Origin of the sequence: Polaribacter marinaquae (genome assembly GCF_038019025.1) — a bacterium.
In the GTDB taxonomy this organism is placed as follows: domain Bacteria; phylum Bacteroidota; class Bacteroidia; order Flavobacteriales; family Flavobacteriaceae; genus Polaribacter; species Polaribacter marinaquae.
This window is the reverse complement of record NZ_CP150496.1, coordinates 2207933-2228551: the sequence shown is the minus strand read 5'-3', so window position 1 is coordinate 2228551 and position 20619 is coordinate 2207933. Positions and strand designations below refer to the sequence as shown.

The following is a 20619-nucleotide window of genomic DNA, read 5'->3' as shown; positions in this document are numbered from 1 at the left end:
GATTCAATTGGTTTTCTAAATTACAAAAACTTACTTTTATAGCGAGTACAACTTTCTAATTAATTTCTATGAAAAATGAATTAAAAGTAACCGGAATTCAAGCAGATTTATATTGGGAAAATCCAACAAAAAACATAGCTTTCTTCGAAAACAAAATAAACAACTTAGATAAAGACACAGATCTTGTTGTTTTGCCAGAAATGTTTACTACTGGTTTTACAATGCAACCAAAAAACGTAGCCGAATCTATGGATGGATACTCGGTTTCTTGGATGCAAGAAATAGCTGAAAAACATCAAATTGCTATTTGCGGAAGCTTGGTTATTGTTGAAAACGATAAATTTTACAATCGCTTTGTTTTTGTACATCCAAATAAAGAATTAGAAACTTATAATAAAAGGCATTCCTTTACTTTGGCCGGAGAAAATAAAGTTTATACTTCTGGTTTAGAAAGAATAATTATCAATTACAAAGGATGGAAAATTTGTCCGTTAATTTGTTATGATTTACGCTTTCCTGTTTGGGCTAGAAACACAGACAATTACGACTTATTACTTTTTATGGCAAATTGGCCGGTAACTAGAATAAAAGCTTGGGAAACGCTTTTAAAAGCGCGTGCAATAGAAAACATGAGTTATGTAGTCGGCGTTAATAGAACAGGCAAAGATGCTAGTAATTACGAGTATTCTGGTAATTCTTTAATCGTAGATTTTTTAGGGGAAGAATTATCTAGTTTAAACAACAATGAGATTGGTATTGTAACTTCTGTAATTACACTAGATAAACAAAACATAATAAGAGATAAGTTAGGTTTTTTACATGATAAAGACTCTTTTACAATAAATTAAGACTAAAAAAAAGCCACTAATATTAAATATTAATGGCTTTTTTTATATGCAGTGTTGCTTACAAAAATGTTTAGCCCTGATTGAAGTGACATCCTTTTTGTTTTTTCTACAAAAAGATATAACGGAAAGCAGGAAATAGCTTCTTAAAATTCTAAGCTGGTAACATCCATTTAAAGTTGAACTTTGTGTCTGGCACAACAATTCTTTCTGTAATTCTGTACATTCTGTCTGGCAATTTCATTAAATAATCTCTTGCCTTTTCTGCTTCTGGTGTTAAGTTTGTAATCTTATCTATTTCCCAAGCAGTGTTTAATTTCTTAATAATATCTACATAATCGAACCCTGTGTAAACACCAATTCTTTGCGCTACAGAAGAAAAATCATCAAATAAACTTCCTTTTGCACCAAAAGATTCTCTTAAATGCATTGCAGGCATTACAATTTTATATTTCATCATGTGTTGAAACGCCAACATCATTTCTGATGGATCTATCTTAAAGATTTCTTTTACAAACTCTGTATAAGCTTGGTGATGACGCATTTCATCTCCTGCAATAATTTTAGACATTTTAGCCAATGCTTTGTGCCCTTTTTTACGTGCAATTTTTGCTACGTTATTATGCGAAACATAGGTTGCTAATTCTTGAAAACTTGTGTACACAAAGTTTTTATAAGGATCTGTAGATGTACCTATATCAAAACCATCTGCAATTAAATGCTGTGTAGATATTTCTACTTCGCGCATGTTAACTCTACCAGATAAATACAAGTATTTATTTAAAACATCTCCGTGTCTGTTTTCTTCTGCTGTCCAGGTTCTTACCCATTTTGCCCAACTATTATCTGGGTCTTGGCTAACACCATCTAAGTCTAACAACCAAGATTCGTATGTTGGCAAAGCTTCTTCTGTAATAGTATCTCCAACTAAAACCACCCAAAAATCGTCGTGTAATTCTTTAGACAATTCTCTAATTTCTTCTACTTCTGTAATAAAAGAATCTTTTTGTGAATTTGGAAGAAAATCTGTTGGCTGCCAAATTTTTTCTGCAGGAATTAAGTATTTCTCCATAAAGCGGTCCATACTTTTTTCTAGCGTTAGCATTACTTCTTTTCTAATATTATATATAGACATAAATTTCTATTTTATATGTTCTTTAATAACTGTTTCTGTTTTTTCTAATAGTTCTTCAAACGGTAAAGAGTCTATTTTTATTGGCTCGTGGGTTGTAATTGTTATAGGACTTCCTAAACCTAACGGAAATTTACCGTATTTAAACACTTTCCAAGAATTATTGATAGTTAAAGGTACAACATAACCCTCTTTATTTACCTTTGTTATTACTTTTAATCCGTTAGAAGCAAATTTCTTAGGCTTTCCGTTTCTACTTCTTGTTCCTTCCGGAAAAATAATAGCACCCCAATTATTTTCTTTTATTCTTTTAGAAAAATTTATCAACTCGCTTATTGCTTGTTTTGGATCTTTTCTATTGATTAATGCCGCACCACCATTTCTTAAATTATAAGAAACACTTGGTATGCCTTTACCTAACTCTATTTTGGCTACAAACTTTGGATAATGTTTTCTAAAAAACCAACCTATTGGCGGAATATCGAAAGTAGATTGATGATTTGAAACAAATATAATTGTAGTATTTTCTGGTAATTTATACTCGTTTTTTAGCTTAACACTAACACCAAGTATTAGCATCGATTTAACCAAAAAGTAATTTAAGGCGTCTACTACTTTACCATGCGCGCTTTGCCCAAAAAGATGCAAACTTAACCATTGTAATGGATGGAAAATTAGCAAAAAAAGAAAAAATACCAATATAAAAATTGGTGATACTATATAACTAAGAATCTTCACGAGATGTGATTTAGGTTTTAAAATAAATGAACTTTACAAGAATGTTATTAGAACCAATTGCTCCAAGGAATTCTAGATAATATCAATAATAAACCAATTCCGTAAAAGATTACAAATGTTTTAAACTTTGCAGCATCTTCTGTTTTCTTTTTATGTTTAGACCAACCAATTGTTATAAATACAATTGCCAAAATCATTGTAATAGGATGTTCTACGGCTAATAAACGCGTTGCAGGTTCTTTCATTACAGCACCAGCGTCTGCTTTTAAGGCTTGAAACCAAGGTGACATAAAATACCACGCTAAACCTATTAATAATTGAATATGGGTTAAGATTAACGTAAATAAACCTATACGTAAATCTTTATCTGTAAATTGTTTTTTCTGAGTTAAACCGATAATTGCATTTGCTACAGCAAAAATTAAAATAGCCAATACAAGGTAAGCCCAATAAGAATGTATATCCTTTATCATAATATAAGTAGTTAGTTTTTTGTTGTTACAAAGTTACTAATTTTTATGCACAAAAAAACCACCTCAATTGAGGTGGTTTTCTTAATTTATAAGATAAAATTGATTACTCTACAAATTTTACAAAATCTGTACCATCAAAAGTAACTTCTATAGTAGCGTTACCATTAGTACCATCATAAAAAGCATAAGTAACAATTACATTTTGATCTACTTCAATATCTGGAAAATTGTTTTTTAAGATTGTATTAATCTTTTCTAAACGAACTTCTTCAGTTTCTTCATCTGCACCAGATCTAGTGTCAAAATTATTATATCTGTCATTACCAACTAAAGCATAATCTGCAGAAGTTAAAGTATATCTAATTGTGTTATCTGGAACCCAGTTAGAACCTTCGTATGCAAACTGTGTTGTGTTCTCGATAACATTTGTGTATTGAGACCAAGCAGCACCGTCGTATATAAAGAATGCAACAAAGCTATAAACAGTTCTATCTGTTGTAGAACCATCTTCGTCGATATCTTGAGTATCTGTTACGTATAACTTGTACATTACACCTTCAACATCTCCAGCTTCTTTACCTTCAAACTTTAATTTTTCACTTAAATAAACTGGTATTTTAGTTAAAGCTTCTTCTTCATTAGAAAATTGAGCTCTTCCTTCTCCCATTGCAGTGTATTCATCATCAGAGATACCTATAGACATTTCCCAAGTTCCCTCATTATTGATAAAACCATTGTTACGAGTAGTTGTTGAACCATCATAATAATCGTAAGTTAAATCTACTAATAATCTATCTGCTGCATCTGGATATTTAGCATCTAAAAAATCTGTAATTTGATCAGAACTAGAAAAGTTTGGAAATCTTAAACCTTGCGCAGTATAATCTGCAGCAGTAACAGTATAAATAGTTAAACTTTTTTCATCTCTTTTAGGAGCGTATAACTTATAAGTTATGTTTAATGCAGATCCTTCTCCTAAAGATGGGAATTTTGCACTTAAAAATCCTGGTAATTCTGCTTTAGCATCATCTTCTGAGCTAAAGTTACCAAAACTTAAACCTAACGTTGTATAATCTTCTTCTTGTAATGTATAATCGAAACCATCTACATTTGGTAATGCATCAATAACCTCGTTTACATCTTCTAATGGCGTACAGCTACTTAAAACTGTAAGCGCAACTGCGAATAAATAAATTATTTTTTTCATCTTGTGTTTTTTAGAAATTAATTTTTGCACCTACGCTAAAAGTTCTTCCTGCTCCGTAATATACACTTGCTGTTTGAGCATTAGAACCAGAACCATCTTGTGCGTCTGAAATATATACTGTATCGAATACGTTGTTAACTCTAGCAGTAATTGCTGTATCGAAGTTACCAAACTTAAATTTATGTCTTATTGAAGTATCAAATAAGCTATAGTTAGGCACTTTCCATGCATCAGGACCAACTTCTCCTCTAGAACTTGGGTCAAAATCTGCATATAAATCTCCGTAGTAATTATAATCTACTGTAAAAGTAGTTTCTGGCGTTAATTTATAATTTGTACCTAAAGCAAAAGTAGTTTGTGCAGCATCACCAACGTGTAAACCTTTAATAAGGATATCTACTTCATCAACCTTTGTGTTAGTTTCGTCAAAGATTTCAACATTTTCTACGTTACTATCCCATTTCCAGTCTCCTAAAGAAGCCATACCTGTAATAGTAAGTTTGTCTGATGGTCTATAGCTAAAATCTAACTCGATACCTTTATGTAATGCATTTACACCTAAAATGTTAGCAAATGCAATTGTACCATCTTGTAATTGGAAACGAGCAACCTCTGTTCTATCTTTCCAAGAAGTGTAGTATAAGTTTAAGTTAGCAGAAAACTTAGCGCTTCTAAAAGTATAACCTAACTCGTAACTTGTAATTTTTTGATTTTCTGCATCTGCGTTAACATCTACGTTATTACGGTTTGCAAAAACTGAGTTAAAGAATGGTGCTTTTTCAAAATAACCTAAGTTTACAAAAACACCGTGGTTTTCATCTAAGTTATAGTTAACACCACCTTTAATACCATATCCTAAGAAATCGTATTTATCTGAAGTTTGATTTGGATCTGAATCTAAGTATAAGAAACGATCTACTCTTTGATAAGTTGTATTAGATACGTTTGCAGAAACAAATGCAGAAATAGCATCTTTAGAATACTCTAATTGAGCAAAACCACCTAACCAACCAACTTTACCGTCGTTGTCATAGAAAATTACGTCTCCTACTTGTGCTTGGTTGTTTGGGTTATTTACATTAGAATCATCAGCTAAAAACTGACCTCCTAATAAGTCTGTTACTTCTGTATAGTGAATACCTGTATAATTTCTGTAATCTAAACCAGCTAATAAAGTAAACTCATCTGTTAAATCTGTTTTTAAAGTAGATAAAACACCGTACCAGTTATGGTCGTTTCTAGAAGCTCTTAAAGCAGAGATAGAACCATTTACACCGTTTGCTATGTTTTCGTCAACAATTTTATCGAAGTTGATAGTTCCTAATGGTCCGTCTCTATATTCAGAATTGTCGAAACCAAACTTGTTAGCTCCAGCAGTTCCACCACCACCACCTGTACCAAAAGATACATAAGCTGCAGTAGAAATAAAAGTTTTATCAGAAAGTGTCCAGTAGTGATTTAAAGAAATCTGTGGCTTGTGATAAAAGTTATCTTCTGAGTTAGTTAACTGACCGTTTTTATAACCCCAATCTGAGTTATATTTTCTACCTCTTTCACTATCTCTAAAAGTTTTGATTAAGTGTCTGTTTTGTCTTTGACCATGTCTTTGTAATGCACCAAATGCAGTAAAAGATAATTTATGCTCGTCGTTTAACTCTTTAGAAACATTTAAAAAGTAGTTAAAACCTGTAAAAGGAGTTCCGTCTACATAACCTCTACCAGAAGTTTGTGCAGCAGAAACTGTTACAGCAACATCATTATCCATTAAACCTGTAGAATAAGTAAGACCGTATTTAGTGTAACCATCGTTACCTAAAGTGTAACCAAAGTTACCACCTTCTTCGATATCTGTAGTTTTAGAGATAATGTTAATTGTACCACCAATTGCAGGTACAGCAACTTTAGAAGCTCCTAAACCTCTTTGAACTTGCATTGCAGAAGTAACATCTCCTAAACCAGCCCAGTTAGACCAATATACTCTACCGTTTTCCATATCGTTAACAGGTACCCCGTTAATCATTACAGCAACGTTTTCAGAATTAAATCCACGTAAATTAATTCTACCGTCTCCGTATCCACCACCTGCTTTAGTAGCGTATACACCAGGAGTAGATTTTAAAATCTCTGGAAATTCTTGAGTTCCTAATTTTAATTCAATTTCACTTGCTTTAATTGTAGAAACAGCAACAGGTGTTTTTCTATCAATTGCAAATGAGTTAGATACTACAACTATTTCATCTAATGAACCAGCATCTTCCATTAACATTACTGTTAATTTGTTGTTTGAAGAAGAATAAGCAGCTTCTTTAGATTTGTATCCAATAAAAGACACTACTAAAACACCAGAGTTAGATTTAGATTGTAAAGTAAATTTACCATTAAAATCTGTTGATGTTCCGTTTGTTGTTCCTTTTACAAGAACACTTGCTCCTGGCAATGGTTGATTTGTTTCATCGACAATTGTACCAGTAATTTTAGTTTGCCCTAAAACTGTAGCTGTTATAAAAAACAGTGCTACAAATAATAAGTTTTTAAAATTTTTCATTGTATAATTTTATGTTATTAAATGTTTTGCAAAACTCTTGCTTTTACAGAGTTCTAAAGTTAACTTAATGTTAAGTTTAACAAAGAATTAAGATTTATAAATATATGTAAATAAAACCTTACTATATAATAATCAAACATTTAAATAAAAAAAATACTATTAACTAATTATAAATAATTAATTAATAGTATAAAAAATTGGTATTATTAGTCTTAATTTAATGCTTATTCAATAATTTTTTAGCCAACTCTTTTCCTAGCTCTACACCAAATTGATCGTAGCTATAAATGTTCCAAATTATACCTTGTGTATAAATTTTATGCTCATATAAAGCTATCAATTTACCTAAAGATTTTGGTGTTAGTTTATCAAATAAAATGGCATTACTTGGTCTGTTACCTTCAAACACTTTAAAAGGTAGTAATTGTGCTATTTTATCTTTATCACCAGAAAATTTTAATTCTAAATGAACTTCTTCTTTTGTTTTACCAAATGCTAAGGCTTCTATTTGACCATAAAAGTTTGCCATTAATTTTTTATGATGATCTGTTAACCCGTGTAAAGATTCTTTATAACCAATAAAATCAGCAGGAATTAACTTTGTACCTTGATGCACCAATTGCATAAATGCATGTTGCATATTTGTACCTGTACTTCCCCAAACAATTGTACCGGTTTGGTAATCTATTTTGTCTCCGTTTCTATCTACACCTTTACCATTACTCTCCATAATAGCTTGTTGTAAATAATCTGGCAGCTTTTTTAAATACTGTGTATATGGTAAAACAGCTTCAGTTTCTGCATTGTAAAAATTATTATACCAAATACTTAACAATGCTAAAATTACTGGGATGTTATTTTCAAATTCTGTGTTTCTAAAGTGCAAATCCATTTCTTCTGCACCATCTAATAAGGCTCTATAATTATCGAAACCTACAGATAAACTGATAGACAAACCAACAGCAGACCAAAGTGAAAAACGCCCACCAACCCAATTCCACATAGGAAAAACGTTTGCTTTATCTATCCCAAAACTATCAACTGCTTCTAAATTTGTAGAAACTGCAACAAAGTGCTTTGGTATATCGAAAATTGTTGCCGACTTTAAAAACCAATTTTTAAGTGTTTCTGCATTTGTTATGGTTTCTTGTGTTGTAAATGTTTTAGAAACGATTACAAATAAAGTAGTTTCTGGATTTAATTTCTTAATAATTTCTGAAACATGATCACCATCTACATTAGAAACAAAATGTGTTGTTAATTGATTTTTATAATACTGTAGCGATTCTACAACCATGTCTGGCCCTAGATCTGACCCACCAATACCAATATTTACAACATCTGTTATAGATTTACCTGTGTAACCTTTCCATTTACCAGAAATTACTTTATTACTAAAACTTCTAATTTTACGTAATGCAGTTTGAATTTGTGGCTTAATATTTTTACCATTTACAAGAACAGCTTCATCAGAATTACTTCTTAAAGCAGTATGTAAAACTTCTCTACCTTCTGTCGCATTTATTACTTCTCCAGAAAACTGCTTTTCTATAGCATCTTTTAAGTCTACTTCTTTTGCCAACTCAACTAATAAAGAAAGTGTTTCTTCTGTAATTCTATTTTTAGAAAAATCTACGGATAAATCTCCTAATTCTAAAGAAAAATCATCTTTTCTATTTGTGTCTTTGCACAAATCTTTAATACTAATGTCTTTGTTATCATTAAAGTGGTTTGTAAGTTTTTCCCAAGCTTGAGTTTTGGTTGGATTGATGTTTTTTAAAGCCATTTTATTAATTTTGTGCTACTATTTCTTTTGTTATTGTAGGTTCTTCTATTACTGGTATATTGTTATCTAATTGATTTTTTAAAAGATACATATGTTTAAAAAATCTAGGTTTTAGACTATCTTTTAAAGGTTCTGCTTCTGGTAATTTTGTTTTTGGACTTAATGGATCTACTTGCCTTCCGTTTTTCCAGAAACGATAACAAACATGTGGTCCTCCGCTGTTACCTGTCATACCAACTAAACCAATTACATCTCCTTGTTTTACATAGTCTCCTTTTTTAACTTTTCGAGTTTTCATATGTAAATATTGTGTAGAATAGGTGCTGTTGTGCTTAATTTTCACAAACTTACCATTACCACCTCTTCTGGTAGACTCTACAACAGTACCACTTGCGGTGGCAATTATAGGCGTACCAATTCTTGCCGCAAAATCTGTTCCTTTATGTGGTTTTACTTTATTACCGTAATATGCAATTCTTCTCTTTAAATTATATCTAGAAGAAATTCTATATTGAAATTTAATAGGACTTTTTAAGAACTGACTTCTTAACATATTTCCTTTTTCATCATAATACTCTTCTATTCCTTTTATAGAATCTGCTAAGAATCGAAATGCATATAAATCTTGATCTTTGTGTTTAAAAACTGCCGACTTAATCTTACCATAACCTGCAAACAGACTATCGTTTATAAATTTTTCTTCGAAAACAAGTTTAAAAGAATCTCCTTTTTGTAGTTTGTAGAAATCTAAGGTCCAAGCATAAATATCTGCTACAGCATAGGTTAAATTTGGTGATAAATGCAAACTATCCATAGCATTAGAAAGATTCGAATAAATTTTTCCTTCGACTACTTTTTCTACGGTTTTTATAGGTTGCAAATAAGTATAAGCTTCTGTTATAGAATCTTTAAAATCTACAACTGTTGCTTTAATTTTATCATTTTTATAAATAAATACTTTTGCTTGCTCTAAAGAGTCTTTGCTAGATAAAATCATGTATGGTTTACCGGCTCTTACTTTTCTTACATCGAAAACATCTTTTATAGAACCTGCAATACTGTTTATTTTCGGGTAACTAACATGATGTCTATCTAATATAGCTCCAAAACTTTCTCCTGATTTAATCGTATCTAAAACAACCTTGTAATCATCTACCTTAAAACCATATTTGTATACAGGTTTTGGTGCTGGTTTTTTTACAGGTTCTTTAATTTTTTCTTCACTTTTACAAGCAAACAAAATAATAGTAGTTAGGAGGATGTAGAGTACTTTTTTCAAAAAATTGGGAGCTATTAAATTTAACACCCAAAAGTACAAATAAAATTGATTTATTTTAAATCTTAAACCGGAAGTTCCTAAAACGGTTTCGTTAAAGTTTTAATAAATTAAATAAAATCTATTTAACTCTTTTTAAAATCGTTAGCTAAACCTTTGTAAGCTTCTAGCTCTGCTCTTAAAGAACCCACAGATAAATCTGCTTTCATTTTAATTGGTATTTTATTTAAATCATCAGTAATCCAGATTGTTACACTTTCTTGCGCTTTAAAAACTCTACCAGATTGCACTAACGGCCTAAATATTAAAGAATTAATTTTACCAAACTTAGTTTTTAAAACTTCTCTACCTAAAAAACGGAGCTTAAATGGATAAATTTGAGAATCCATAAACATATCTATTGCTATTTCATCTCCTTTTTCCATATGCTTTACATCTTGATTTCTTAAATAATAAAAAGATGAAAGCATGTCTTGTACATTAGAAAATGCGACTGTTGTATCTTTTTGATTTTCAAAATCTTGAATATAAGCTTTGTTAGTATTGTAATCAAAATTAGTAATTCTATGCTTTTTATAACCACCTTCGTCAATCTTTCTCTTAAAAACATAAGGTTTTACATCGTTTTTATCAAAATAACTTTCGTAAACATCATCTACTTTAAAAAACCATTTTATCATTCCAGAAGTCCAACCAGATCCTTTTGTATGGTATACTTTTTTACCATTTAAATCTTTTTCATCTACCTCTAAAATTGCAGTTCCTGCTCTTAAAAAACCACTATAACTCATCTTATAGCGCAACCATTCTCCGCTTTTAAATGCTTCTTTTTCTTCTTGAGAAAAAGTAGTAGTTGTTATTATTACAGTAAGTATTAGTAAGATATATTTTTTCATAGTTCTCAAACTTATAAAAAACTAATGACAATTACTGTTCCAAAAAAGAAAAAAGTGATTTACTAATAATTTGTAAATCACTTTTTAACGTTTTCTTTAAATACTAATTTTTAAGAAAATCGTAACATTGTTATCTAAAATGTTCCCCAATTCTTTAACTCTTCTTCGCTCCATAAATACGGATAAAAAATTCTTCTTTGATACTTTGGATGCATGTATTTACGCCAACTACTTCCGCCAGTTGCCTCTAAATCCTTTTCTTTTCCGCCTAAATATTTCCCAGCAGCGTTATAATGTGCCATTACCCATTTTACATTTACGGTATAATCGTAATGCCTCATTGCCTTTATTAGAGTTGGATTTTGCTGCACATCTTTTGGTAATTCTTTAAATTTTCGAGATAAATTTATATCGTTATAATCTTCCATGAAATCTATAAACTCACCTAAATATTTCTTTTCGAATAAGTTTAATAATGTAGATTTTTGACCTGTTGTGTAGTTTTTACCTGCTGCTTGCCAATACAAATGATTGTATGCATTTTTAAAAGAAGAATTTCTATCAATAGAATCTCTATATCTTGCGTCTATTAGGTTGATCAATTCTGTAGATGCAAATTCTATTTTACGATATTGTGCCGATTGAAAACCACTTGCAGGTGTTAATGTATTTCTAAATTTTAAATATTGTTCTTTCTCCATACCTTCTGCCATTACAGAAAAAGAATTGCAAAGCATATCAAAATACCTGCTAATTCTATTTAAATGCATCGAAAACTTATCTGCAGTAACTTCTATAGTTTTTGATACTTGCGCAATCTCCCACAAAATCATTTTAAAAAGCAACTCGTTTACTTGATGATACATAATAAAAACCATTTCATCTGGTTGCGTTGTTCTTGGTGTTTGCAAACCTAAAAGTGCATCTGTCTGAATATAATCCCAATACGTAATTGGCGTACTATGCAACAAACCTTCTAACATTGCATCTACAGGAACGCCTAATTTATCGTATTTTTCTTCTATTGCTTTAAGTATTTCTTCTCTGTTCATAATTTAAGAATCAAGATCTAAGAACAAAGAAACAAGACTTTTTTTTGAAAATCTAATTTATTTGCCAAATAAAAAACCAAGAGTAAAATGATAATCATCTTACTCTTGGTTGTAATATTACTTTATAATAAAAACTTTACTTATAAAGTTCCTCTTTTTGCTTGTTCTCTTTCTATAGACTCAAACAACGCCTTAAAGTTTCCTGCTCCAAAACCTTTTGCTCCCATTCTTTGGATGATTTCAAAAAATAAGGTTGGCCTATCTTCTACTGGTTTTGTGAAAATTTGTAATAAATAACCTTCTTCATCCGCATCAATCATAATACCTAAACCTTTAAGTTTTTCGATATCTTCTTTTAACTCATGACTAAACTCTTCTAAACGACCAGGAACAGATTTATAATATTCATCTGGTGGAGTAGATAAAAACTCTACTCCGTTTGTTCTTAATTGCGATACTGTTTTTAAAATATCATCTGTTGCAACCGCGATATGTTGTACACCTGCACCTTCATAAAAATCTAGATATTCTTCTATTTGAGAACGTTTCTTACCTTCTGCTGGCTCGTTTATAGGAAATTTGATTCGTCCATTTCCGTTAGACATAACTTTACTCATTAATGCTGAGTATTCTGTATGTATTTGCTTATCATCAAAAGATAAAAAGTTTTCGAATCCCATAACGTCTTCGTACCATTTCACCCAAACATCCATTTGATTCCAACCAACATTACCAACCATATGATCGATATACTTTAAACCAGCTGTTGGCGGATTGTAGTCTGATTCCCATTTTTGAAAGCCTGGTAAAAATGCGCCGTTGTAATTTTTACGTTCTACAAACATATGAACAGTTTCACCGTAAGTATAAATTCCGGCTCTTATAACTTCACCGTGTTCATCTTTTTCTACGGTTGGTTCCATATAAGATTTTGCACCTCTAGATGTTGTTTCTTCGTATGCTTTTCTGGCATCTTCAACCCAAAGCGCAACTACTTTAACTCCGTCACCATGTTTTACAATATGGTCGTTAATTGGCGACTTGCTATTTAACGGCGTTGTTAGCATCAATTTTATTTTATCTTGTGTAAGTACATAAGATACAGAATCTGTAGATCCGGTTTCTAAACCTTTATATGCATGTGATTGGAAACCGAAAGCTGTTTTGTAAAAATGAGCTGCTTGTTTTGCGTTACCTACGTAAAACTCTACGTAATCTGTTCCTAAAAGTGGAAGGAAATCTTGTGCTCCTTCAAATATTTTTTCTAAACCGTAGTTTACTGATTTTATTTCTTTTTTACTCATCTGTTTATTTTATAGAAAAGAGAGAAGAGATACAAGAGAAAAGATTTTTAGAGCTTATCTTGAAAACACATGGTCATCTTTTGAAATTCTTGAATTTTTACTTCAATCTTTGTTAATTGTTCTTTTTTTATATAATTTCTATTGCAAGCTATTATTAATTGGGTTTCAAGTTCGAAAGAAGAACCTAGAGAAATATCTAAAAAATGCGAAAATGATTTATCAGTTCTAGATGAACCTTCTGCAATATTACTAGGAATTGAAATAGAGCATCTACTTAATTGAGATCTTAACCCGAATTTTTCATCTTTAGGAAACTCACTCAAAAGCCCAAAAACATCATCAACAATTTCAATTCCGATTTTCCAAATCTTTAAATTCTTGTAATTATGTCTTTTTCGCTTCTCCATTTTCTTTATTCTTTCATCTAACTTCTTTTCTCTAATTTACTCCAACCACGATTTGTAATAATCTTCATCGGCAATTTTCATGGCTTCTTCTGTAACCATTAAAGGTTTAAAAGTGTCTACCATAACTGCCAATTCTTCGGTTTTTGTTTTTCCGATACTTTTTTCTGTTGTTCCGGGGTGTGGCCCATGCGGAATACCTGCTGGATGCAATGAAATGTGACCTTGATCGATATCGTTTCTACTCATAAAATCGCCATCTACATAATACAGAACTTCGTCAGAATCTATATTACTATGATTGTATGGCGCAGGTATTGAATTTGGATGATAATCATACAAACGCGGTACAAAACTGCAAATTACAAATGCATTTGTTTCAAAAGTTTGATGTACTGGTGGCGGTTGATGAATACGACCTGTTATTGGTTCGAAATCGTGAATAGAAAATGCGTACGGAAAATTATATCCATCGTAACCTACAACATCAAAAGGATGAGATGCGTATACCATTTCTATAATTTCGCCTTGTTTTTTTACTTTGATTAAAAAATCTCCTAATTCGTTATTTGTTTCTAATTCGTAAGGTCTTCTTAAATCTCGCTCGCAAAAAGGAGAATGTTCTAACAACTGACCAAACCAATTTCGGTAACGTTTTGGTGTATAAACGGGCGAGTAAGATTCTACAATAAACAAACGATTGTTTTCATCATCGAAATCTAATTTATAAATAACGCCACGTGGTATTACTAGATAATCGCCGTATTTAAAATCTATATTTCCTAGATGCGTTCTTAATTTCCCGGTTCCTTTATGGATAAAAATAACTTCATCTGCATCTGTGTTTTTGTAAAAATATTCTGTAGTAGATTGTTTTGGTGCAGATAAAATTATATTACAATCAGAGTTTGTTAAAACTACTTTTCTACTTTCTAAATAATCATTTTCTGGCGGAACTTGAAATCCGCGAAAGCGATATGATTGAATATTGTTTTCTTTTGCAATTTTAGGTTTTACAGAATATTGCTTGCGTATTTCTTTGACCATTGTTGGTCTATGTTCATGATAACTATTGGTAGACATTCCGTCGAAACCAATGGTACCAAACAATTGTTCGTAGTACAAACTACCGTCTTCTTTACGAAACTGTGTGTGTCTTTTTGGAGGGATTTCTCCTAATTTATGATAAAAAGGCATGTTTTTCTTAAAATTTAAATTAATAAAATTGATTAAAATAAAGATTTAAGAATAGTTATTCTGGATTGCGTTTGATAAGAAATTTTAAGTGTGATAGTAAATCTGAATACATTTCAATCGATTTAGTTAACTACACAAATATACAAAAAGCAAAGGAGATTTTAAGTAATTATACAATAGTCTAAAAATCTATTTATAATATTACTTAAAATCTCCTTATTTTATTAAAAAATTAGCTTATTTTTTTTATTCTATCTTTTTTACGACTGCTTTTGGCGCTTCTTTTCTTGTACCGTCGAAACCATCAATTCCTCCTACAGTTGTGTACTTCATCACATATTTTTTATCAGGAAAAATTCTTTTATAAGCGCTTTGGCACATTAATGTTGCTTCGTGAAAACCACAAAGAATTAACTTTAACTTACCAGGATATGTGTTTACATCTCCAATGGCATAAATACCTGATATATTTGTTTGATAATCTAACGCATTGTTAACTTTAATTGCATTTTTTTCGATTTCTAAGCCCCAATTTGCAATTGGACCTAGCTTTGGAGACAACCCAAATAAAGGAATAAAATGATCTGTTTCTATAGTAAAAGGTTCTTCGCCTTTTTTAACAACAGAAACACCTTCTACTTTATCTGCACCAATAATACCTTTAACTTCTGCTGGTGTTATAAGTGTAATTTTACCAGCATCTTTTAATTCTTGTACTTTGTCTACAGAATCTAAGGCACCTCTAAATTCGTTTCTTCTATGTATTAAAGTTACAGAAGACGCAACATCTGTTAAGAAAATAGACCAATCTAACGCAGAATCTCCACCACCAGAAATTACTACTTTTTTATCTCTATAAAACTCTGGATCTCTAATAATATACTCAACACCTTTGTCTTCAAAATCTTTAATGTTAGGAATCGGTGGCTTTCTTGGCTCAAAAGAACCTAAACCACCCGCAATTGCAACTACTTTTGCATGGTGTTTTGTCCCTTTATTTGTGGTAACAATAAAAGTACCATCTTCTTGTTTTTCTACAGTATCTGCTCTTTCACCTAACGTAAAACCTGGCTCAAATTGTTTTATTTGCTCCATTAACCTTTCGGTTAAATCTCCTGCTAAAATTTCTGGATAAGCAGGTATGTCATAAATAGGTTTCTTCGGATAAATTTCTGAACATTGCCCACCAGGTTGTGGCAAAGCATCTATTAAATGACAACGCAATTTTAACAAACCTGCTTCAAAAACGGTAAACAAACCTGTTGGTCCTGCGCCTATTATTAAGATATCTGTAGTAATCATTCTTTATTATGTTTTAAAACCTCACAAAGTTTTATTCTTGTGAGGCTTTTATTTTTATTGTTTGCGTTAGGGATTGCAGCATTTGTTTGAGCTCTTTTTTACTTTTTCTGTAAAAAAAGCGAGTGCAAAAGCCCGACCTTTTTAGGGAACGCCCAAAATTATATTATTGCTTTAATTTAAAAACTGATTTTTGTCAGTTTACGCCACATTTATAACTTCTTCTATTTGCGGTGCATACTTTTTAATTGTAGCTTCTACACCATTTTTTAAGGTCATTTGGTTTACAGAACAACCCGTGCAAGCGCCTTCTAATTGTACTTTTACAATAGCATCTTCTATAGATAAAAGTTTAATATTACCGCCATCACTCATTAAAAAAGGGCGAATTTCTTCTAACGCTTTTTCTACATTGTCTAATGTTTCTTGTGCTGTCATATAAAATGAATTTATTTTGAACTACAACCACTCATTGTTGTTATTCTAACAACTTCTGTTGGTGGTAAGTTTTCGTTTCTTTTTAATAATTCTGAAACCATTTCTTTGGTAATCTCGTTAAAAGATTCTTCTAAAATTGTTCCGTTTTGTAATGCTACCGGATGACCAACATCACCAGACTCTCTAATACTTTGCACTAAAGGAACTTCTCCTAAAAACTTAGTATTAATGTCTGTTGCTAAATTTTTTGCGCCATCTTGCCCAAATATATAATATTTATTGTTTGGTAACTCTTCTGGTGTAAAATATGCCATGTTTTCTATAATTCCTAAAACTGGCACATTAATATTTTCTTGCTGAAACATTGCAACTCCTTTTTTTGCATCTGCTAAAGCAATGTTTTGTGGCGTACTAACTACTACAGCACCGTTAATTGGAAGTGCTTGTACTATTGATAAATGCACATCTCCGGTTCCTGGAGGTAAGTCTATCAATAGAAAATCTAATTCACCCCAATCTGCATCAAAAATTAATTGATTTAATGCTTTCGAAGCCATTGGTCCACGCCAAATAACTGCTTGATCTGGGTTTGTAAAGAAACCTAACGATAATAATTTTACTCCGTAATTTTCAATAGGTTTCATTTTAGAACGACCATCTACATTAACAGAAAGTGGTTTTTGCTTTTCTACATCGAACATAATATGTTGCGACGGACCATAAACATCAGCATCTAAAACACCAACATTAAAACCCATTTTTGCTAAAGAAATAGCTGTATTTGCTGTAATTGTAGATTTACCAACACCACCTTTACCAGAGGCAATGGCAATTATATTTTTTATGTTAGGTATTTCTTTACCTCTAATTTGATTCGGGTTTTCTTTAACTGCTGGTTTTTCTACCTTAACATTAACCTTTACAGTTATCTCTTCTGAAACATTTGTTTTAATTGATTTAGAAATCTCTGACTCGATTTTCTTTTTTGCCTGCAACGTTGGGTTGCTAATAGTAACATCTACCTCTACTTCGTTACCAAAAGTAACAACATTGGTAATGTTATTGTTTTCAACTAAACTTTTACCTTCTCCTGGCGCGGTAATAGTTTCTAATGCCTTATATATATCTTGTTTCTTAAAACTCACGTCTTATTTTTATTTAATCTTGATTGCAAAGATACGTCTTACTGATTAGAAATTAAAGCTTGTAGATACTCAATATTTATTACCGAATAAAGCATTCTTATTTTTAAAAATAAATTTTTATCACACAACTACGATTTTTTACAATAAAACAAATTTGTTTATCTTTAGATTTGAGTATATCTAAACCCCCTAATGATGAAAAAACTCTTATTTACCTTAAGTATTGTAACTTTATTTTTAACTTTTACCAATGCTTTTTGTCAGGATGTAGCTTATGCTTTTGAAGAAAACAACTCTTCTGAAACTACCTTTAGCTCAAGCAACACATCTAATACAATTTTAGAAAACGGTACTTATTCTTATAAGTTAGGTTCTAAAAAAGTAATTGTATCTATTAAAAATGGATATTACACAGAAACTTATGCTAACAATGAGTTTATTAGGGCTAAAATAGATTGGCTATCAAAAAACCAATATACTTTAACAATTGTAGATTTAAATAAAGATAACCTTCCTTTTAAAGAAGGCACCAAATTAACAACTAAAATTACCAAAGTTAAGGGCAATCAATATTTTTATAAATCTGATTTAATTGATACTCATAAAACTTCTTGGACAGGAAAATTTAAGAAAGCAGAAACTCTTTAAAAAATAACTCAAAATAACCCAAACCCAAATTAACCCCAAAAGTATTTATTATTTCTAAAATTTATTAGTGATGAAATACTTTTAAAAAATCCCTCAATTATGAAAAAAACTACCATTAAAACCCCAACTTTTATTGCCTTATTATTTTTAGGATTAAGTACTGTATTCGCACAAGACGTTGCAATGAATTCGAATGAGTTAGAATTATTTGAAACCGATTACAAAGCAGATCCAGAAGATAAAGAAGTTATTAAAGAAACAGCTTTAGAAGAAGGAAAATACGCTTATACAAGTAAAGGTAAAGAAGTAATTGTTGAAATAAAAGATGGTTTCTACACAGAATATCATGGTGAAAACGAATTTATTAAAGCAAAAATAAAATGGTCTACAGAAAACAACTATAAACTAGTAGTTACAGAAATAAATAAAGAAAACTTACCTTTTAAAGAAGGTACAGTTATGGAAACTGAGATTATTAAAGTAAAAGGAAATAGGTTTTATTACGAATCTAATTTAGAAGGACTAACTTGGTCTGGTAGATTTAGAAAAATAGATTAATTGCTATAAAAACAGAGATGTTCTAATTTGTTATTTGAAGCCTATCATTTTTATGATAGGCTTTTTTATGCTAGTTATTTTCGTTTTAACTGTAGTTAGCACAATATTAGTTGCAATTAAATAGTAAATCTTAAAATAATATAACAAATTCAAAAAATCATCTAAAAGACTATAATAATGAGTTGCTATATTTAATACGTAATCTTACAGAAAAGATTACTAAATCTCCCCATTTATTATGAATAACTAAATTAATAAAATTAACTAGTTGCACCTTTTTTATGCTTTTAGGCTTACAAACATTAAAAGCACAAAATTCTGATGTTGCTTCTAACTTTAGAAACAATTATTACCAATCTAGTTTACAAAACAGCAACACTACTTCTTTAGAAATTAAAGAAACTCTTTTAGAAGAGGGGAAATATGTTTATACAAGTAAAGGAAACGAAATTATTATAGAGATTAAAGACAGTTACTACACAGAATATCATACAAATAATCAATATACAAAGGCAAAAATAGAATGGTCTGCAGAAGACAAGTATTCTTTAGAAATTATTGATATTAATAAAGACAATCTTCCTTTTGAAGTTGGTACCAAAATGGATACCAAGATTGTAAAAATTAAAGGATCTAGAACATATTATGAGTCTAATTTAGAAGGACTAACTTGGTCTGGAAAATTCAGAAAAATTTAAATTGACTTGCTAGAAAAATGGAAATGTTTAAATTAGTTAAAAACCTATCATTTATTTGGTAGGCTTTTTTATTTCAATATTTTAAAATTGATTTATAACTCGGCAGAAGGATTCCAAAGAACTTTATCAAAATCTATAATTTGATTCTCTATTACTTTTATACCTTCATTTTCTAATAATTGTTGCATTAAGTTAGTACCATCAAAATGATGTTTACCAGTAAGTAAACCTTTTCTATTTACAACTCTGTGTGCTGGTACATCTTCTAAATTATGCGCTTTATTCATAGCCCAACCAACCATTCTTGCAGATCTTGCTGCACCTAAATACGTTGCAATTGCACCATACGTTGTTACTCGACCAAAAGGAACTAAACGTGTTACTGCATAAACTTTTTCGAAAAAATTATCCGTTTCTTTCATCGCGTGAATTTACAAAATGAAATTAACAAAAAAACTAAATTTAACTTAACATGACATTTATCATGTTTTAAACTATTGATTTTAAGTATATTGAGCTATAACTTTTAAATCCCTCAATATCATGAAAACTTTAACACTATTTTTCGCCTTAATTTTTATTATTAATACAAATCAAAGCTTTTATTCTCAAAATGTAAATTATCAACAAACATCTATTACAAATGATTATATGCAAGATGGTACTTACAAATATTGCAATGACACGTGTGATGTTATTGTTGAAATAAAGAATGATGTTTACACTGAATTTTATCCTAATAACGAGTTTATTAAAGCAAAAATACAATGGATAAATAGAAAAGAATACAAACTAGTGATTACCGAAATTAAAAAACCTGATTTACCATTTGGTATTGGTACCATTATGAAAACAAAAATTGTAAGAAAAAAAGGAAGTACTTTTTATTATGAGTCTAACCTACAAGGTCTTTCTTGGTCTGGTAAATTTGAACTAATAAATTAATATAAATTTCAAAAAAAACATCAATTTTACAAA

At 30.5% G+C, this 20619-nt stretch carries 21 protein-coding genes; 5 read left to right on the top strand and 16 right to left on the bottom strand.

Translation table 11 applies throughout. The annotated features are described in order from the left end of the window. The first annotated feature begins 68 nt into the window (after nucleotides 1-68). On the top strand, nucleotides 69-848 hold the full coding sequence (locus WG950_RS10155) for an amidohydrolase (RefSeq protein ID WP_340932097.1): 780 nt from the start codon (nucleotides 69-71) through the stop codon (nucleotides 846-848). A gap of 151 nt (nucleotides 849-999) precedes the next feature. Here the strand turns inward: WG950_RS10155 and WG950_RS10150 are convergent, their stop codons facing one another. The 15 genes from WG950_RS10150 to WG950_RS10080 all read right to left on the bottom strand — a co-directional run bounded on the left by WG950_RS10150 (nucleotide 1000) and on the right by WG950_RS10080 (nucleotide 17737). Next, entirely contained in the window at nucleotides 1000-1980 is a 981-nt protein-coding gene (locus WG950_RS10150) for an acyl-ACP desaturase (RefSeq protein WP_077810417.1), read from the bottom strand. A gap of 6 nt (nucleotides 1981-1986) precedes the next feature. Next, on the bottom strand, nucleotides 1987-2715 hold the full coding sequence (locus tag WG950_RS10145; protein WP_340932095.1) for a lysophospholipid acyltransferase family protein: 729 nt from the start codon (nucleotides 2713-2715) through the stop codon (nucleotides 1987-1989). Nucleotides 2716-2762: 47 nt separating this feature from the next. Further along, nucleotides 2763-3185 carry a hypothetical protein gene (locus WG950_RS10140; RefSeq protein WP_079738978.1) on the bottom strand — a complete coding sequence of 141 codons (423 nt, stop codon included), beginning with the start codon at nucleotides 3183-3185 and terminating at the stop codon, nucleotides 2763-2765. A 106-nt stretch (nucleotides 3186-3291) separates the two neighbouring features. Beyond that, nucleotides 3292-4395, bottom strand: a complete 1104-nt coding sequence (locus WG950_RS10135) for a hypothetical protein (protein WP_340932093.1) — start codon at nucleotides 4393-4395, stop codon at nucleotides 3292-3294. Between the two features lie 10 nt (nucleotides 4396-4405). After that, complete coding sequence (locus WG950_RS10130) at nucleotides 4406-6940, bottom strand: TonB-dependent receptor (RefSeq protein WP_340932092.1); 2535 nt, start codon at nucleotides 6938-6940, stop codon at nucleotides 4406-4408. 217 nt (nucleotides 6941-7157) lie between these two features. After that, nucleotides 7158-8726: a glucose-6-phosphate isomerase gene (gene pgi / locus WG950_RS10125; protein WP_340932091.1), complete on the bottom strand. Its 1569-nt coding sequence runs from the start codon at nucleotides 8724-8726 to the stop codon at nucleotides 7158-7160. 4 nt (nucleotides 8727-8730) lie between these two features. Continuing rightward, entirely contained in the window at nucleotides 8731-10005 is a 1275-nt protein-coding gene (locus WG950_RS10120) for a M23 family metallopeptidase (RefSeq protein ID WP_340932089.1), read from the bottom strand. Nucleotides 10006-10127: 122 nt separating this feature from the next. Further along, complete coding sequence (locus WG950_RS10115; RefSeq protein WP_340932087.1) at nucleotides 10128-10898, bottom strand: DUF3108 domain-containing protein; 771 nt, start codon at nucleotides 10896-10898, stop codon at nucleotides 10128-10130. A gap of 134 nt (nucleotides 10899-11032) precedes the next feature. Beyond that, entirely contained in the window at nucleotides 11033-11950 is a 918-nt protein-coding gene (locus WG950_RS10110) for a tryptophan 2,3-dioxygenase family protein (protein ID WP_340932085.1), read from the bottom strand. Nucleotides 11951-12090: 140 nt separating this feature from the next. Further along, nucleotides 12091-13254 (bottom strand): 4-hydroxyphenylpyruvate dioxygenase, encoded by a 1164-nt coding sequence (gene hppD, locus WG950_RS10105; protein ID WP_340932083.1) that lies wholly within the window; start codon nucleotides 13252-13254, stop codon nucleotides 12091-12093. A 47-nt stretch (nucleotides 13255-13301) separates the two neighbouring features. Beyond that, a complete protein-coding gene (locus WG950_RS10100; protein WP_340932082.1) occupies nucleotides 13302-13661 on the bottom strand; it encodes a four helix bundle protein in 360 nt (119 codons plus the stop codon). A 36-nt stretch (nucleotides 13662-13697) separates the two neighbouring features. Next, nucleotides 13698-14855 carry a homogentisate 1,2-dioxygenase gene (locus WG950_RS10095; protein WP_340932081.1) on the bottom strand — a complete coding sequence of 386 codons (1158 nt, stop codon included), beginning with the start codon at nucleotides 14853-14855 and terminating at the stop codon, nucleotides 13698-13700. 246 nt (nucleotides 14856-15101) lie between these two features. Further along, nucleotides 15102-16157: an NAD(P)/FAD-dependent oxidoreductase gene (locus tag WG950_RS10090; protein WP_340932079.1), complete on the bottom strand. Its 1056-nt coding sequence runs from the start codon at nucleotides 16155-16157 to the stop codon at nucleotides 15102-15104. 198 nt (nucleotides 16158-16355) lie between these two features. Then, a complete protein-coding gene (locus tag WG950_RS10085) occupies nucleotides 16356-16592 on the bottom strand; it encodes a NifU family protein (RefSeq protein WP_077810428.1) in 237 nt (78 codons plus the stop codon). Nucleotides 16593-16603: 11 nt separating this feature from the next. After that, on the bottom strand, nucleotides 16604-17737 hold the full coding sequence (locus tag WG950_RS10080) for an Mrp/NBP35 family ATP-binding protein (RefSeq protein ID WP_340932077.1): 1134 nt from the start codon (nucleotides 17735-17737) through the stop codon (nucleotides 16604-16606). 195 nt (nucleotides 17738-17932) lie between these two features. Between WG950_RS10080 and WG950_RS10075 the strand changes: the two genes are divergently transcribed. From WG950_RS10075 to WG950_RS10065, 3 genes are all read left to right on the top strand, one after another. After that, nucleotides 17933-18385 carry a hypothetical protein gene (locus WG950_RS10075; RefSeq protein ID WP_340932076.1) on the top strand — a complete coding sequence of 151 codons (453 nt, stop codon included), beginning with the start codon at nucleotides 17933-17935 and terminating at the stop codon, nucleotides 18383-18385. A 99-nt stretch (nucleotides 18386-18484) separates the two neighbouring features. Further along, entirely contained in the window at nucleotides 18485-18943 is a 459-nt protein-coding gene (locus WG950_RS10070) for a hypothetical protein (RefSeq protein ID WP_340932075.1), read from the top strand. A gap of 281 nt (nucleotides 18944-19224) precedes the next feature. After that, a complete protein-coding gene (locus WG950_RS10065; protein ID WP_340932074.1) occupies nucleotides 19225-19641 on the top strand; it encodes a hypothetical protein in 417 nt (138 codons plus the stop codon). Nucleotides 19642-19733: 92 nt separating this feature from the next. Here WG950_RS10065 and WG950_RS10060 read toward each other — a convergent pair whose 3' ends face one another. Next, nucleotides 19734-20063, bottom strand: coding sequence for an MGMT family protein (locus WG950_RS10060; protein WP_077810433.1), 330 nt, complete (start codon nucleotides 20061-20063; stop codon nucleotides 19734-19736). Nucleotides 20064-20184: 121 nt separating this feature from the next. Between WG950_RS10060 and WG950_RS10055 the strand changes: the two genes are divergently transcribed. Then, nucleotides 20185-20586 (top strand): hypothetical protein, encoded by a 402-nt coding sequence (locus WG950_RS10055; RefSeq protein WP_340932072.1) that lies wholly within the window; start codon nucleotides 20185-20187, stop codon nucleotides 20584-20586. The last annotated feature ends 33 nt before the right edge of the window (nucleotides 20587-20619 follow it).